Raw genomic sequence first — 15,933 nt, 5'->3', positions numbered from 1 at the left:
TCCGCGCGGTGATCGAATGGGTCACACCGATCGGTGGCGTTCGTCCGCGATCGACATTCTCCTGATATCGACTGCCGCCCGATTGGGCGCGGCATGCCGGCACCGTCCGGCACATCCGGACCCCGCCCGGCATTGGTCGCAGCGGCATCCGCGATTTCCCGTCAGGCCCCGGTTCGTACCGGCACGGCGACGCCGGAGCGCCGGCCGGTGCCCGCCCGCCGGCCCGCCCGCCGGCCCTCCCGCACCCGGCATGGCAAATTTGCTCACCGCAGTCGAGCGGGTTGGTCATCGACGGCTGGCCCCATATTGCCTAAATTAAAAAGATTGACGTGCCTATCCGCACGCCAGTCAGCGTGCAGGCCGGCAACCGGCCGCGCGTTCCTAATCAGCGTGAGACACAATCGAGCGTGGAGACGACACGATGAGCCTGTCAGAGCCATTGCGTCTGCATGTGCCGGAGCCCACCGGGCGCCCGGGCTGCAAGACGGACTTTTCCTATCTGCATCTATCGCCGGCCGGTGCGGTTCGCCGCCCGCCGATCGACGTTGCCGCGGCGGACACCGCCGATCTCGCCCGCAGCCTCGTGCGCGTGCTCGACGACAGCGGCAAGGCCGTCGGCCCGTGGGCACCGGATCTCGACGATGCGCGGCTGATCGCCGGCCTGCGCGCGATGCTCAAGACCCGAATTTTCGACGCGCGCATGATGATCGCCCAGCGTCAGAAGAAAATCTCCTTCTACATGTTGAGCCTCGGCGAAGAGGCGATCGGCACCGCGCACGCGATGGCGCTGCGCGACGGCGACATGTGCTTCCCGACCTACCGCCAGCAGAGCATCCTGATCGCGCGCGACGTGCCGCTCGAGCGCATGATCTGCCAGCTGATGTCGAACGAAGGCGACCCGCTGAAAGGCCGCCAGCTCCCCGTGATGTATTCGGATCGCGACGCGGGCTTCTTCTCGATTTCCGGCAACCTCGCGACCCAGTTCATCCAGGCGGTCGGCTGGGCGATGGCGTCGGCGATCAAGGGCGACACGAAGATCTCGTCCGCGTGGATCGGCGACGGCGCGACGGCCGAATCCGATTTCCACACCGCGCTCACGTTCGCGCACGTGTACCGGGCGCCGGTCGTGCTGAACGTCGTCAACAACCAGTGGGCGATCTCGACGTTCCAGGCGATCGCGGGCGGCGAAGGCACGACGTTCGCGGGGCGCGGCGTCGGCTGCGGGATCGCGTCGCTGCGCGTCGACGGCAACGACTTCCTCGCGATCTACGCGGCGTCGAGCTGGGCGGCCGAACGCGCGCGCCGCAATCTCGGCCCGACGCTGATCGAGTGGGTGACCTACCGTGCGGGCGCGCATTCGACGTCGGACGATCCGACCAAGTACCGGCCGAGCGACGACTGGTCCCATTTCCCGCTCGGCGATCCGATCGAGCGCTTCAAGCGCCACCTGATCGTCAAGGGCATCTGGTCGGACAGCGCGCATGAAGCGTTGACGGCCGAGCTCGAGGCCGAGGTGATCGCCGCGCAGAAGGAAGCGGAGAAATACGGCACGCTGGCCGACGACCGGATTCCGTCGCCGGCTTCGATGTTCGACGACGTGTACAAGGAGCTGCCCGCGCACCTGCGCCGTCAGCGCCAGGAACTGGGAGCGTGATCATGGCGCAACAAGAGACAGGCACGGCAACGCAGCCGATGACGATGATCCAGGCGCTGCGCTCGGCGATGGACGTGATGCTCGGGCGCGACAGCGACGTGGTCGTGTTCGGGCAGGACGTCGGCTATTTCGGCGGCGTGTTCCGCTGTACCGAAGGACTGCAGAACAAATACGGCAAGTCGCGCGTGTTCGATGCGCCGATCTCCGAAAGCGGGATCGTCGGCGCGGCGGTGGGGATGGGCGCGTACGGGCTGCGCCCGGTGTGCGAGATTCAGTTTGCCGATTATTTCTACCCGGCATCCGACCAGATCGTGTCGGAAGGCGCGCGGCTGCGCTATCGGTCGGCCGGCCAGTTCATCGCACCGATGACGATCCGCATGCCCTGCGGCGGCGGCATCTACGGCGGCCAGACGCACAGCCAGAGCCCGGAGGCGATGTTCACGCAGGTGTGCGGGCTGCGCACGGTGATGCCGTCGAATCCGTACGACGCGAAAGGGCTCTTGATCGCATCGATCGAGAACGACGATCCGGTGATCTTCCTCGAGCCGAAGCGGCTGTACAACGGGCCGTTCGACGGCCATCACGATCGGCCCGTCACGTCGTGGCTCAAGCATCCGGCCAGCGCGGTGCCCGAGGGCTACTACACGGTGCCGCTCGATACGGCCGCCGTGGTGCGGCCTGGCAACGACGTGACCGTGCTGACCTACGGCACCACGGTGCACGTGTCGCTTGCCGCAGCCGAGGAGACGGGCATCGACGCGGAGGTGATCGACCTGCGCACGCTGTGGCCGCTCGACCTCGACACGATCGTCGCGTCGGTGCGCAAGACCGGACGCTGCGTCGTGGTGCACGAGGCGACGCGTACCTGCGGTTACGGTGCGGAACTGGTGTCGCTGGTCCAGGAACATTGCTTCTACCACCTCGAGGCGCCGGTCGAGCGCACGACGGGCTGGGATACGCCGTATCCGCATGCGCAGGAGTGGGCGTACTTTCCGGGCCCGGCCCGGGTCGGTGAAGCGTTGCGACGCGTGATGGAGGCCTGAGATGGGGATTCATGTCATCAAGATGCCGGATATCGGCGAAGGGATTGCCGAGGTCGAGCTGGTGGCCTGGCACGTGGAAGTCGGGCAGACGATCAAGGAAGACCAGCCGCTCGCCGATGTGATGACCGACAAGGCGGCGGTCGAGATTCCGTCGCCGGTGACGGGCAAGGTGCTCGAACTCGGCGGCCGGATCGGCGAGATGATGGCGGTCGGCAGCGAGCTGATTCGCCTCGAGGTCGAAGGCGACGGCAACCTGAAGGCCGGCGCACCGGTGCGAGAATCAAAGGTAGAAACCGCACCGGTCGCGGCTGCGCCGTCGAAGGCCGTGGCCGACGCGCCGGCGGAATCGCTCGCCAAGCCGGCGGCGAAGCACGCACCCGCGGAGCCACGTCGCGCGAAACACGCCGAGCGCACGGAGCACGTTGTGCCGCCGCGCGCGGCGCTCGCGCCGGGCGAACGGCCGCTCGCGTCGCCGGCCGTGCGTCAGCGCGCATGGGACATGGGCGTCGAGCTGCGCTATGTGCGCGGCACCGGTGAAGCCGGGCGGATCCTGCACGCGGACCTCGATGCGTATGCGGGCACCGGCAGCGGTGCGGTGCGCGGATCGCACGCGCATGGCTATGGCGAACGCAACGACGAGACCGACGTACCGGTGATCGGCCTGCGGCGCGCGATCGCGCGCAAGATGCAGGAAGCGAAGCGCCGCATTCCGCACTTCAGCTACGTCGAGGAGATCGACGTCACCGAGCTCGAATCGTTGCGTACGGAACTGAATCGCCGCCACGGCGACGCGCGCGGCAAGCTCACGCCGCTGCCGCTGCTGATCCGGGCGATGGTGATCGCGTTGCGCGACTTCCCGCAGATCAACGCGCGCTTCGACGACGAAGCGGGTGTCGTCACGCGCTACGGTGCGGTGCACATGGGCGTCGCAACCCAGACGGACGGCGGCCTGACCGTGCCCGTGCTGCGTCATGCCGAAGCGCGCGACGTGTGGTCGATCTCCGCCGAAATCGCGCGGCTCGCGGACGCCGTGCGCACGAACCGCGCGCAGCGCGACGAGTTGAGCGGTTCGACGATCACGATTTCGAGCCTCGGCGCGCTCGGCGGCATCGTGTCGACGCCGGTCATCAATCATCCCGAGGTCGGCATCGTCGGCGTGAACCGGATCGTCGAGCGGCCGATGATCCGCGACGGCGCAGTGGTCGCGCGCAAGATGATGAATCTGTCGTCGTCGTTCGACCATCGCGTCGTCGACGGCGCGGACGCGGCCGAATTCATCCAGGCCGTGCGCGCGGTGCTCGAGCGCCCCGCACTGCTGTTCGTGGAGTGATAACGCAATGAAGAACGAACACACCACGCTGCTCGTGATCGGCGGCGGCCCGGGCGGTTACGTCGCCGCGATTCGCGCCGGCCAGCTCGGCATTCCGACCGTGCTCGTCGAGCGCGACCGGCTCGGCGGCACCTGCCTGAACATCGGCTGCATTCCGTCGAAGGCGCTGATCCACGTGGCCGACGCATTCGAACAGGCCCGCGGCCACGCGGGCGAGGGCGCGCTCGGGATCCGCGTGCGCACGCCCGAGATCGACATCGCGAAAAGCGTTGCATGGAAGGACGGCATCGTCGACCGGCTGACGCGCGGTGTCGGCGCACTGCTCAAGAAGAACGGCGTGCGCGTGCTGCACGGCGATGCGCAGGTGGTCGACGGCAAGACCGTCGACGTCGTCGGCGGCGGCCACACGACGCGAATCAGCTGCGAGCACCTGTTGCTCGCGACCGGTTCCGAACCGGTCGCGCTGCCGTCGATGCCGTTCGGCGGGCATGTCGTGTCGTCCACCGAAGCGCTGTCGCCCGAGACGTTGCCGAAGCGGCTGGTCGTCGTCGGAGCCGGGTATATCGGGCTCGAACTCGGGATCGTCTATCGCAAGCTCGGCGTCGACGTGAGCGTCGTCGAGGCGGCGGAGCGCGTGTTGCCCGCATACGATGCCGAACTCGCGCGGCCGGTTGCCGATTCGCTCGCGCGGCTGGGCGTGCGGCTGTTGCTCGGTCACAAGGTGCTCGGGCTCGCGGAACACGGCGCGGTGCGCGTGCAGGCCGCCGACGGCGCGGAGCAGACGCTGCAGGCCGATCGCGTGCTGGTCGCGGTGGGCCGCCGGCCGCGCGTCGACGGCTTCGGGCTCGAGTCGCTGCCGCTCGATCGCAATGGTCGCGCGCTGTGGATCGACGACGAATGCCGGACGTCGATGCGCAACGTCTGGGCGATCGGCGATGTCGCCGGCGAGCCGATGCTCGCGCATCGTGCGATGGCGCAGGGCGAAATGGTGGCCGAGCTGATCGCCGGCAAGCGGCGCAAGTTCATGCCCGCGTCGATCCCGGCCGTGTGCTTCACCGATCCGGAGATCGTCACGGCCGGCTGGTCGCCGGACGACGCGCGTGCGGCCGATGTCGATTGCGTGAGCGCGTCGTTCCCGTTCGCGGCGAACGGGCGCGCGATGACGCTGCAGGCGACCGACGGCTTCGTGCGCGTCGTCGCACGGCGCGACAACCATCTGATCGTCGGCTGGCAGGCGGTCGGGCGCGGCGTGTCGGAGCTGGCCGCGGCGTTCTCGCAGTCGCTGGAGATGGGCGCGCGGCTGGAGGACATCGGCGGCACGATCCATGCGCACCCGACGCTCGGCGAAGCGCTGCAGGAAGCCGCGCTGCGCGCGCTGGGGCACGCGTTGCACGTCTGACGCGTATCGCGCGTGACACGAAGCCGCCGATGCGCAACGTGCGCATCGGCGGCTTTCCTTTTGCCGTGCCGGCTTTCGCGCCGGCGCGTGCACGATTCGTCAGGACGGCGCGCGGAGGTCGACGCGTTGCGCCGTCACCTCGCGATAGAACGCATCGATCGCCTCGACCATCTGCGCCAGCCCCGGTTGCTCGAGCGGATAGTGGCCCGCGTTGTCCAGCATGACGACCTTCACCGGCACCTTCCGCACGCGTTGCAGGAACGGTTCGCTCAGGTGCAGCGGCGTCCAGCGGTCCGCGGCCGGTTGCGTGAGCAGGATCGGGCACACGGCAAAATCCTCCGGCTCGACCGCCGGCCGGTACGACATGTAGGAATCGAGAAACGCGATCGTCGTCGCGTTGCCGGCGGAGGTGCGATCGGACAGCCACACCTTCAGCGCATCCGGGTCGTTGACGAGCGCGGACATCTTGCTGGCGAGCGTCATCGGCACGCGCATCGATTTCAGCGGCGTCATCGCGGTGAGATGCATCATCGTGCCGCCGACGCGGCTCATGAACACGTTGCGCGCGGTTTCGTCGCGCACTTGCTGCAGGTGCTGGTCGAGGAAGGTCATGCCGACGATGCCCGCGACCTTGCCGTTCAGCGCGGCCACGTGATACGTGAGCATGCCGCCCGCGCTCAGCCCGTAGAGCACGATCGGCCGGTCGTCCTTCGCGCGCTCCGCGTCGATCAGATCGCTGCCGGCGCGCACCCAGTCGTCATAGCGAACCAGCGCGCCCCTGGCGACCTCGGTCATTCCGTATTCGGGCATGTCGACCGCGATCGTTTCGTAGCCGCGGCGCGCCAGTTGCTCGCCGAGGATCATCGACATCTGCCGGCCGTTGGTGCCCACGCCGTGAAACAGGATCACCTTCACCCGAGCTTGCGGGTTGCGGTACGTGTCGAGATGCATGCGATGGCCGTGCCACGACCACCATTCTTCCGTCGGTTGCTGGCCGTCTTTCCACTGGAAATCGGTCGGAAGGAATTTCTGCATGTCGCGCCAGACGGGCTGGTCTGCGTAGGTCTTGGGCATGGTGGCGGACTCCGGTGGAATGGGCGAAACGGCATCGTCGGCCCGCGCCGGTGCGAGCGGTGCGCCCGTCAGGCCGGCGGCCAGCAATAACGTGCAGGCCGGGCGAAAGAGTGAAGAGCGCTTCATGGTGATTGACGCCGTGGGGGTTGCGATGTCGTTCATCATCGGCGCGCGGGCTCGTGCGATCCATGCTGGGGCAGGCCAACCGCTTTAGAATCTAGGCCAACCCACGTCGAGAGGCGTCTGATGAATGTCTGGAACTTTGCCCGCAGTCCGGCTTCCGTCCTGCTGATGATCGAATTCGGGCGCGACCGCAAGATCGCGCCGCAGGCGTTGCTCAAGGGGGCGCAGCTCACCCTGAAGCAGCTCGCCGACCCGGATTTCACGGTGCTGGCCGCGCAGGAGCTGGCCGTTGCGTCGAACCTGCTCGATTTGACCGCCGGCGAGGCCGGCGTCGGCCTCAAGGTCGGCCTGTCGTACCAGCTTTCGGCGTACGGGCTGCTCGGGTACGGGCTCCTGAGCAGCGCGACCGGCATGGACGCGGTCGCGCTCGCGGGCCGCTACCTGGCGTTGACCTATACGTTCGTCGGGATGACGTTCCGCCGGGTCGGGCCGCACGACGCGATTCGGTTCGACGCATCGCCGGAGCTCGCCGCGGACGTGCAGCGCTTTTTCGTCGAGCGTGCGATGGGCGCGACGTGCCGCGTGCTGCGCGACGTGATCGGCAGCGCGTTCGAGCTCGCGACGTTCGACCTCGCGTATGGCCCCGGCCCTGACCCGACGCAGCCGGTGCTGGGCGCGAGGATCCGGCACGGCCAGCCCGCCAGCACGCTCACGTTCGAGCATGCGCATCTCGAGCGGCCGTTGCCGCAGGCGAATGCCGCGACCGCGGCGATGTGCGAGCGCATGTGTGCCGAGCTGGTCACGCGCCGGCGGACGCGCGTCGACCTCGTATCGTTCCTCAACGAATACCTGGCCACGCGCCCGTTCGACCGGCCGCCGCAGTTGAAGGACATCGCGACGCTGCTCAACACGAGCGAGCGCACGTTGAAGCGCCGGCTGCAGGAAGAGGGCGCGTGCTTTCGGGATATTTCGAGCACGGTGCGCAAGACCCGCGCGCAGGCGTTGATTGCCGAAGGGCGGCTGTCGATCAAGGAAATCGCGCAGGAACTGGGATTCAGCGACATGTCGTCATTCTCGCAGGCGTACAAGCGCTGGACGGGTGTCGCGCCGAGCCTGTCGCGCCAGGAGACGGCACGGTCGTAGCGGGCTGCGCACCGAAACAAGCGTGTCCTGTAACTTTTGGAGATGTTGAAAGGTTGCCGGCGCCGAGGTGGCCGACGATCATGCAGGAAGCTGGAAAGCGGGCCGTTCGCGCCCGCCGGCCCAGGCTCCACAGGGAAGAACCGGATATGAAATTGCTGCTCGTCGGCGCGACCGGGCTCGTCGGGCGCCACGTCCTCGAAGTCGCGCTCGCCGATGCGCGGGTCGATCAGGTAATCGTCCTCGCGCGCCGCCCGTTGTCGCCGCACCCGAAGATGCGCGCGCTCGAGGTCGATTTCGATCATCTGCCCAATGCGGCCGACTGGTGGCACGCCGATGCCGTGATCTGCACGCTCGGCACCACGATGCGGGCGGCCGGCTCGAAGGCGGCATTCCAGCGCGTCGACCACGACTATCCGCTCGCGGTCGCGCGGCTCGCGCATCGCCACGGCACGCCGGCTTACGTGCTGAACTCCGCACTCGGCGCGGATCCGGCGTCGCGCATCTTCTACAACCGCGTGAAAGGCGAGGTCGAGCAGGCGCTTGCCGGCGTCGGGTTCGCGTCGCTCACGTATGTGCGGCCCGGCCTGATCGGCGGCAGCCGCGACGAATTCAGGTTCGGCGAGCGGCTGCTGGTGGTCGCGTTGAACCTGGCCCGACCCGTGTTGCCGGCGAAGTGGCGCGTGAATCCCGCGTCGCGGATCGCCCGCGCGATGCTCGACGCGGCAATCGATGCGCGGCCGGGCGTGCAGGTCATCGCGTCGGACCAGCTCGCCTGACGTAAAACGGATGGCCCGCGCCGGTCACTGACCCGCGAAACCGTCGAGCCCACCGAACTGTTCGGCGAGCGCTGCCGCGAACGCCTCCAGCGCTTCGCTGCCGTCGCAGTTCCTCGGTGTCGCGAGCTGGAATTCGACCGTATGGCTCAGCTTGCTCGCGAGCAGCCGGCGCATCTTCCCCGTGGCAACCCACGGCGCCGCGACGTGGTCGGGCAGGAAGCCGACGTGCGCGCCGGACAAGATGAAGATCACGTCGGCATCGACGTTTTCGGAGAACGCGGTCGGCTGCGCGTTGCGCGGCGCCGCACCCGACGCGTTCGTCTTGTAGAGCCGCGCGACGTTGCTCGCGCTGGCGATGTCGTTGATCGACACGGTTTTCTTCGCAAACAGCGGATGCCGGGCACCGCAGTGCAGCGACTGGTGCTCGACGAACAGCGGCGTGTAGTGCAGGCCGGCCTGGTGGCCGGAAAAGTAGCCGATCGCGAGTTGCAGTTCGCCTTTCAGCAGCCTGCGCTCCAGTTCGTCGGGCGGGTTCGCGACCATTTCGATCAGCACGTCCGGCGCCCGTTCGCGGAAGCCGCCGACGGCCGCCGCGATCGATTCGACGATGTCCGGTGCGAGCCGCTCGGACAGCCCGATGCGCAGTTCGCCGAGCAACGTGCCCGACACGTGCTGCGTATCGCGCGTGAACACGTCCATCGCGTGCAGGAGCCGCCGCGTCGACTGCAGCACGCGTTCGCCCTTCGGCGTCAGCCGGAAGCCGCTCTTGCCGCGATCGCACACCCGGAACCCGAGACGCGTCTCGAGCTTGGCCATCTGCGTGCTGATCGTCGAAGGCGCCATCCCGAGCGTGCCCTGCGCGGCGCTGAAGCCGCCGCTTTCGACGATCGTCAGAAAGAGCCGCAGCAGTTGCAAATCCATGTCTCTCAATCGGGTCAGCATGGCGATACATCGCATTTCGTGAAGTCGGCTTATGTTAGTTCATATTTTTCGTCGGATGCCGTCGCGGCAGAATCGGGCACGAGGTCGCCAGCTGTGCGGCCGTTCCCCTTCAGACAGGAATCCGACGATGAGCCAGAACGATTTCGCCTTCACGCGCGACAGCCTCTACGGCACGCAGGCCGAACCGACCTTCGCGGGCGCGACGAGCTTCATGCGGCGGCGTTTCAGCCGCGACCTCGCAGGGGTCGACCTCGCGATCACCGGCGTGCCGTTCGATTCCGCCGCGTCGCACCGGCCCGGCACGCGCTTCGGCCCGCGCGGGCTGCGGATCGCATCCACGGGCATCGCGTGGGAGCGCCCGTGGCCGTGGTCGTTCGATCCGTTCGACGTGCTGGCCGCGGTCGACTACGGCGATTGCGCGTTCGATCTCGGGCAGCCCGAATCGGTGCCGGGCGCGATCGAGCGGCATGCCGATGCGATCCTCGCGCGCGGCTGCGCGATGCTGACGCTCGGCGGCGATCACTTCATCACGTATCCGCTGCTGAAGGCGCATGCGAAAGTGCACGGGCCGCTGTCGCTCGTGCATTTCGATGCCCATACCGACACGTGGCCCGACCGCGACGTCAAGCGCATCGATCACGGCACGATGTTCTATCACGCGGCGCGGGAAGGGTGGGTCGTGCCCGAACGGTCGGCGCAGATCGGGATCCGGACGACCAACGACGAGCCGATGGGCTTCGATATCCAGGATGCGCGCCAGGTGCATGCGTCGACGCCCGCGGCGGTGGCCGCGCGCATTCGCGAGCGGGTCGGCGACCATCCCGTGTACCTGACGTTCGACATCGACTGCCTCGATCCGGCATTCGCGCCGGGCACGGGTACGCCGGTCTCGGGCGGGCTGTCGAGCCATCAGGCGTTCGAGATCCTGCGTCACCTGGAAGGCATCAACCTGGTCGGCATGGATGTGGTCGAAGTGTCGCCGCCGTATGATCATGCGGAAATCACGTCGCTGGCCGGCGCGACGATCGCGCTGGAGCTGATCTGCCTGTATGCGTCGCGCCGGCGGCGGATCCTGGAAAAATCGAACGATGACTGAACTCACCTGGCGCGAGGCCGTTCCCGACGATGCGGCCGCGTGCATCGCACTGCGCGGCAAGACGCGCGAGAACGCGTTCACCGAAGCGCAGTTGCGCGACCTCGGCATCACCGTCGAAAGCTGGGGCGATGGGATTCGGGATGGCCTGTTCTCGGGCCATGTCTGCTGCGCGAACGGGCGCATGGTCGGCTACTTCTTCGGCGACACCGGCTCGGGCGAGATCGTCGTGCTCGCGATCCTGCCCGAGTACGAGGGGGCGGGGATCGGCAAGCGGCTGCTGCGGCAGGTGATCGACGCATTCGCGGCGACCGGTTTCACGTCATTGTTCCTGGGGTGCTCGACCGATCCGGCATCGCGCTCGCACGGGTTCTACCGGCATCTGGGCTGGACGCCGACGGGGACGCTCGACGACGCGGGCGACGAAATCCTGACGCTGCGGATCGGGCTGCACGCGTAACGGTTGGCGCCGGATCGCTCCCGGCGCGTCATCAGGTCGTAAAACTGTTTCGTCATACCAAACAATGACCCGACCGGGGAACCGGCGCTGACCTACGATGAAACCATTGCTTCCATCGTCCGTCGAGCCGTGTGCACCCACTACCGCGCCCCCGATGAAGACCCGGGCATCAGCGAGCTGAAGATCGGCATCGGCGATCTGTTCCGCCGCGACCCGTGGGCACCCGACGTGTATCCCGACTACGCGGCGCCGGTCGCGCGCGCCGATGGCGACGGCCTCGAGGTCGTCGCGGCCGTGTTCGGCTTCTGGCCGAAATTCATGCAGCCCGAGCGGGTCGACGAGCACGGCCGCAAGAAAAAGAAACTCGATACGGTGAACGCGCGGGCGGAAACGGTCGGCTCGTCGCGGCTCTACGGCAACGCGTGGCGCACCGGCCAGCGCTGTCTGATTCCGGTGCGCTGGATCTTCGAGCCGTGCTACGAAACCGGTCGCAACGTGTGGCACCGGATCGGCGTCGACGGCTGGCAACCGAGCTGCGTCGCCGGCATCTGGCGGCGCTACGAAGGCGCCGACGGCCGCGAACGTGCGGGCATGGCGATGCTCACGGTCAATGCGGACACGCACCCGCTGTTCGCGCGGATGCATCGGCCCGGCGAAGAGAAGCGGGGCGTCGTGATCCTGCGCCGCGACGACTACGACGAATGGCTGCACGTGCGCGACATCGAGGCCGCGCGGCGCATGCTGAACCTGCTTCCCGCCGCCGACATGACGGCCGAGCCCGAGCAGGTCCCGCCCGCGAGCGGCTGACCTTTCATTTTCAAGACACCTTGCTTTCAGTCGGTCATGTCGAACGCATCCCGATTGTTCGGACAATTACGAATATCGGCCGATACCGGGTAATCACCGATATCTGGCAAGTTGTATATACAAGATCATCCGCAGGCAATGTCGGCACACGTCGTGCCGCTTGCGCGCCAGTGCGCAGACCGTGCGTGCGTGGCGCATGCCGGCGATCCACGGCGCCCCGCACCCGCAGAGCCGAAAGGGCGGCTCGCAGATTCCAGTCTCGTTCAAACAATTTGTGATCCTGAGTATTTTGGAGATTTCCCCGTGTCAACGAATCCCAGTGGAAAAGCCGGCGGCCTGATCGAGGTACGTTCGATCGACTTCATCCCCGACGCCGAGCGCCACGGCGGCTTGCTGAGCCAGTTCACCCTGTGGCTGTCGGCCAACATGCAGATCACGGCCATCGTCACGGGCGCGCTCGCGGTCGTGCTCGGCGGCGACGTGTTCTGGTCGCTGGTCGCGCTGCTGCTCGGCCAGTTCATCGGCGGCGCGGTGATGGCGCTGCATGGCGCGCAGGGGCCGCAGCTCGGGCTGCCGCAGATGATCTCGAGCCGCGTGCAGTTCGGCGTCTATGGCGCGATGATCCCGATCGTGCTCGTGTGCCTGATGTACATCGGCTTTTCCGCAAGCGGCTCGGTGCTGGCCGGGCAGGCTGTCGCGCAGTTGCTGCACGTCGACGACGCGGCCGGCATCCTGCTGTTCGCGGCCGTGATCGTCGTGCTGACCGTGTTCGGCTATCGCGCGATCCATGCCGTCGGCCGGATCGCAAGCGTGGTCGGCATCATCGCGTTCGTCTACATGTTCACGCAGCTGTTCGCGAACCACGACATCGGCGCGCTGCTCGCGAACAAGCATTTCTCGCTCGCGAACTTTCTGCTGGCGATGTCGCTGTCCGCGTCGTGGCAGATCGCGTTCGGCCCGTACGTCGCGGACTATTCGCGCTACCTGCCGCGCTCGACGTCGTCGGTCGCGACGTTCGTCGCGGTCGGCCTCGGCTCGGTGATCGGCGCGCAGGCGGCGATGGTGTTCGGCGTGTTCGCGGCCGCGCTGGCGGGTAGCCAGTTCGCGCACCATGAAGTGTCGTATATCGTCGGCCTCGGCTCGGCGGGCGCCGTGGCCGCGTTGCTGTACTTCAGCATCGCGTTCGGCAAGGTGACGGTGACGGCGCTCAACGCCTACGGCAGCTTCATGTCGATGGCGACGATCATCAGCGGCTTTCGCGGCAAGGGCGCCGTGTCGTCGAAGAGCCGCCTCGTCTACATCTTCGGGATGATCTGCGTATCGACGCTCATCGCGCTCGCGGGCCGCCATTCGTTCCTGAAGGAATTCACCGCGTTCATCCTGTTCCTGCTCGCGTTCTTCACGCCGTGGAGCGCGATCAACCTGGTCGACTACTACTGCTTCACGCGCTCGCGCTACGACGTGCCGGCACTGTCCGATCCGGACGGCCGCTACGGCCGCTGGAACGTGATGGCGATCACGATCTACGTGGTCGGCATCCTCGTGCAGTTGCCGTTCATGTCGACGCACATCTACACGGGCCCGCTCGTCGACGCGCTCGGCGGCACCGACATCTCGTGGATCCTCGGTCTGGTCGTGCCGGGCGTGCTGTATTACATCGGCGCACGTGCATCGCGCCGCAGCATTCCCGAACGCCTGATCCTGCCGCTCGAACGCGGCGAAGTTCACCACTGACGACACGTCACGCGCATCGGGCCGGCCAGCTGCCGGCCTGAATGCCGCGCGAGCCGGGCGCTGTCTGCGCCGGGTTCCTCCCCACGTTTCCTTTCCCGCGATGCCGGTGCGGCGCGACTGCCGTGCGCGGTGTCGTTTCATTCTCGGACAATTTAATAGTATGACTAAGCAAATGGCAGGCTGCGGGAGCAATTCCCGGGCGCGGATGGTGCACGCCGGCATTCGGATGACGGTGGCGGCGGCGTGCGTTGCCGGATCGGGGGCCGCGCTCGCGCAGGACGGCGTCACGCTGTATGGCGTGATCGACGAATTCGCGCAGTACGTGAATACGGGCAACGGCTACACGGCGGCGATCGGTTCGGGCGGCCAGTGGGGCAGCCGGTTCGGACTGAAGGGCGGCGAGGATATCGGCGGCGGGCAGAAGATCGAGTTCGCGTTGGAGAACGGCTTCAACCCGAACGACGGTTCGCTCGCGAGTTCGGGCAGCCTGTTCAACCGGCAGGCGTGGGTCGGCATCGCAGGGCAGTGGGGCAAGGTGCGCGCGGGCCGCCAGAATTCGCCGCTGTTCAACGACCAGGGCGGACAGGATGCGTTCGGTGGCGTCACGCAGGCGTCCGGCATGGACAACCTGACCGTGTTCGCGTTCCGCACCAGCAATACGCTGTCGTATCAGAGCCCGGAGATCGCGGGCTTCCAGGGCGGCGTGTACTTCGGGTTCGGCGATGCGGGCGGCGTGCGCTCGGCAGGCGCCAGCCAGCAGGTCGACCTGACCTACGAACACGGGCCGTTCGGGGCATTCGTCGCGGGCCAGTGGCTGAAGAACGCGACGGCGACCACCACCGATCGCACGATCATGGCCGGCGCGTCGTACGAGATCGGCAAGGCAACCGTGTACGGCGGCTTCTCGGCGGTGAAGTGGGCCGATCTCGGCATCGATTCGCGCGTGTACGGGCTGTCGGTCAAGTACCAGTTCAATCCGGCGAACTACGTGGCGCTCGGCTACGCGTATCTGCACGATCAGTCGTCGCAGGGCAACAATGCGGACCAGCTCGGGCTGATGTACGAGTACGACCTGTCGAAGCGCACGAGCTTCTATGGCGCGCTGTCGTACCTGCGCAACCGCAACCAGGCCGGCTATACGCTCGCCGGTGCGGCGAACCCTGGCTTGCCGCTCGCGTATCCGGGGGCGAATGCGCGCGGCGTGCAACTCGGCATCGTGCATCGGTTCTGACGAGGCCGACGCGCCGGGCCGTGTGCGCCCGGCGCTTTCCGCAGGCGCGTTCGCGCCGTCATTTTCCCAGCCGCTCCGCGAGCGAAAAGCGCTGCATGCAGCGCTCCATCGCGTCGAGAAACGCGTGCTCGGCCGCGTTCATCTTGCGATCGCGATGCCACAGCAGGAACACGTCGACATCGACGAGCCCTTCGTCGGGCGGCAGCCGCCACAGCCGCTGTTGCGCGATGTCGTCGCGCACGATGTGCTCGGGCAGGCAGCCGATCCCATAGCCGGCGAAGATCAGCCGCCGCACTTCATCGAGGCTCGGCGACGACGCGACGATGCGTCCCGTGAAGCCCCGCTGGTCGCGAAACACGGTAAGCGGCGACAGGCTGTCACCGATCTGGTCGCTCGTGAACGACACGAAATTCTCGGTGAGCAGATCGTCCATCCGCAGTTGCGTCTGCCCGAACAGCCGATGATGGCGGCCGCAGTAGATCGCATAGCGCTGGCGCAGGAAGCAGCGCATCTCCAGCTTGTCGTGAGGCGTGCGGCACAGGCCGAGCCCGGCCGTGGCCGTCTTCTGCAGCAGCGAAGACAGGATGTCCGACGAGCGCATCACCTCGATCTGCAGGTCGATGCGCGGATACGCACGATGAAATTCCGCGAGGAATTCATCGTAGACGGGCGACTCGATGCGGCTCACCGTCAGCAACCGGATCGACCCGGTGAGGTCGGCCGTGCTGTCGTCGATTTCGGTTTCGAGGCGCGAGATGCCGCCGTAGATGTCGCTCGCGATCCGATAGACGGCTTCGCCGGCTGGTGTCGGCGCGAAGTGCGTGCCGCGCCGCTCGATCAGCTTGCGTTCGAGCGTGTCCTCGAGCCGCCGCAATGCCTGGCTCACGGCCGGCTGCGTCACGTGCAGGCGCGCGGCTGCGCGGCTCACGCTGCGCTCCTGGATGATCACCAGGTAGGTGCGCAACAGGTTCCAGTCGAGACGGTCGTTCAGGAACGGGGCGAGGTCGGGGCGCATCGGGTCTCCGGGCGAGGCGTCAGGTCGGGCATTAGTTGAATTTATACGGCGAATAATAACTTGAAATTTGACTAATGATTTGCGGTCGCCGATAAAGGAGGGGCTGCCG

Annotated in this window: 14 protein-coding genes; 11 read left to right on the top strand and 3 right to left on the bottom strand. The window is 67.1% G+C overall.

Annotated features, from left to right (window positions below; genetic code table 11):
* The first annotated feature begins 421 nt into the window (after positions 1 to 421).
* The 4 genes from QZM67_RS26685 to lpdA are packed head-to-tail and all read left to right on the top strand — an operon-like array spanning position 422 to position 5,426.
* Complete coding sequence (locus tag QZM67_RS26685) at positions 422 to 1,654, top strand: 3-methyl-2-oxobutanoate dehydrogenase (2-methylpropanoyl-transferring) subunit alpha (protein WP_043182179.1); 1,233 nt, start codon at positions 422 to 424, stop codon at positions 1,652 to 1,654.
* A 2-nt stretch (positions 1,655 to 1,656) separates the two neighbouring features.
* Positions 1,657 to 2,697, top strand: a complete 1,041-nt coding sequence (locus tag QZM67_RS26680; protein ID WP_043182180.1) for an alpha-ketoacid dehydrogenase subunit beta — start codon at positions 1,657 to 1,659, stop codon at positions 2,695 to 2,697.
* Position 2,698: 1 nt separating this feature from the next.
* The gene (locus QZM67_RS26675; protein WP_175024369.1) at positions 2,699 to 4,027 is read left to right on the top strand and encodes a dihydrolipoamide acetyltransferase family protein; all 1,329 of its coding nucleotides are present in this window, start codon (positions 2,699 to 2,701) and stop codon (positions 4,025 to 4,027) included.
* Positions 4,028 to 4,034: 7 nt separating this feature from the next.
* Positions 4,035 to 5,426, top strand: coding sequence for a dihydrolipoyl dehydrogenase (gene lpdA / locus QZM67_RS26670; RefSeq protein WP_301807961.1), 1,392 nt, complete (start codon positions 4,035 to 4,037; stop codon positions 5,424 to 5,426).
* Positions 5,427 to 5,525: 99 nt separating this feature from the next.
* Here lpdA and QZM67_RS26665 read toward each other — a convergent pair whose 3' ends face one another.
* Positions 5,526 to 6,500: an alpha/beta fold hydrolase gene (locus QZM67_RS26665; RefSeq protein ID WP_301807959.1), complete on the bottom strand. Its 975-nt coding sequence runs from the start codon at positions 6,498 to 6,500 to the stop codon at positions 5,526 to 5,528.
* Positions 6,501 to 6,746: 246 nt separating this feature from the next.
* On the opposite strand from QZM67_RS26665, the gene QZM67_RS26660 reads away from it, so the two are divergent.
* Positions 6,747 to 7,766 (top strand): AraC family transcriptional regulator, encoded by a 1,020-nt coding sequence (locus QZM67_RS26660; RefSeq protein WP_301807957.1) that lies wholly within the window; start codon positions 6,747 to 6,749, stop codon positions 7,764 to 7,766.
* 146 nt (positions 7,767 to 7,912) lie between these two features.
* Complete coding sequence (locus tag QZM67_RS26655; protein WP_175024365.1) at positions 7,913 to 8,542, top strand: NAD(P)H-binding protein; 630 nt, start codon at positions 7,913 to 7,915, stop codon at positions 8,540 to 8,542.
* 24 nt (positions 8,543 to 8,566) lie between these two features.
* Here the strand turns inward: QZM67_RS26655 and QZM67_RS26650 are convergent, their stop codons facing one another.
* Positions 8,567 to 9,484, bottom strand: a complete 918-nt coding sequence (locus QZM67_RS26650; protein WP_301807955.1) for a LysR family transcriptional regulator — start codon at positions 9,482 to 9,484, stop codon at positions 8,567 to 8,569.
* Positions 9,485 to 9,611: 127 nt separating this feature from the next.
* Here QZM67_RS26650 and speB point away from each other — a divergent pair, with 127 nt between their 5' ends.
* The 5 genes from speB to QZM67_RS26625 all read left to right on the top strand — a co-directional run bounded on the left by speB (position 9,612) and on the right by QZM67_RS26625 (position 14,809).
* Positions 9,612 to 10,580 (top strand): agmatinase, encoded by a 969-nt coding sequence (speB, locus tag QZM67_RS26645; protein WP_301807953.1) that lies wholly within the window; start codon positions 9,612 to 9,614, stop codon positions 10,578 to 10,580.
* Positions 10,573 to 11,037 (top strand): GNAT family N-acetyltransferase, encoded by a 465-nt coding sequence (locus tag QZM67_RS26640; protein WP_301807951.1) that lies wholly within the window; start codon positions 10,573 to 10,575, stop codon positions 11,035 to 11,037. The genes speB and QZM67_RS26640 overlap by 8 nt, the downstream gene beginning before the upstream one ends.
* A 129-nt stretch (positions 11,038 to 11,166) precedes the next feature.
* Positions 11,167 to 11,844 carry an SOS response-associated peptidase family protein gene (locus QZM67_RS26635; RefSeq protein WP_301807948.1) on the top strand — a complete coding sequence of 226 codons (678 nt, stop codon included), beginning with the start codon at positions 11,167 to 11,169 and terminating at the stop codon, positions 11,842 to 11,844.
* 303 nt (positions 11,845 to 12,147) lie between these two features.
* The gene (locus tag QZM67_RS26630) at positions 12,148 to 13,578 is read left to right on the top strand and encodes a cytosine permease (protein ID WP_301807945.1); all 1,431 of its coding nucleotides are present in this window, start codon (positions 12,148 to 12,150) and stop codon (positions 13,576 to 13,578) included.
* A 160-nt stretch (positions 13,579 to 13,738) separates the two neighbouring features.
* Entirely contained in the window at positions 13,739 to 14,809 is a 1,071-nt protein-coding gene (locus QZM67_RS26625) for a porin (RefSeq protein ID WP_301807943.1), read from the top strand.
* Between the two features lie 58 nt (positions 14,810 to 14,867).
* Here QZM67_RS26625 and QZM67_RS26620 read toward each other — a convergent pair whose 3' ends face one another.
* The gene (locus tag QZM67_RS26620) at positions 14,868 to 15,824 is read right to left on the bottom strand and encodes a LysR family transcriptional regulator (protein WP_301807941.1); all 957 of its coding nucleotides are present in this window, start codon (positions 15,822 to 15,824) and stop codon (positions 14,868 to 14,870) included.
* Positions 15,825 to 15,933 lie beyond the last annotated feature (109 nt).

The organism is Burkholderia sp. AU45251, from assembly GCF_030482905.1.
GTDB lineage: Bacteria > Pseudomonadota > Gammaproteobacteria > Burkholderiales > Burkholderiaceae > Burkholderia > Burkholderia aenigmatica.
This window is presented reverse-complemented; position numbering and strand designations above follow the sequence as displayed.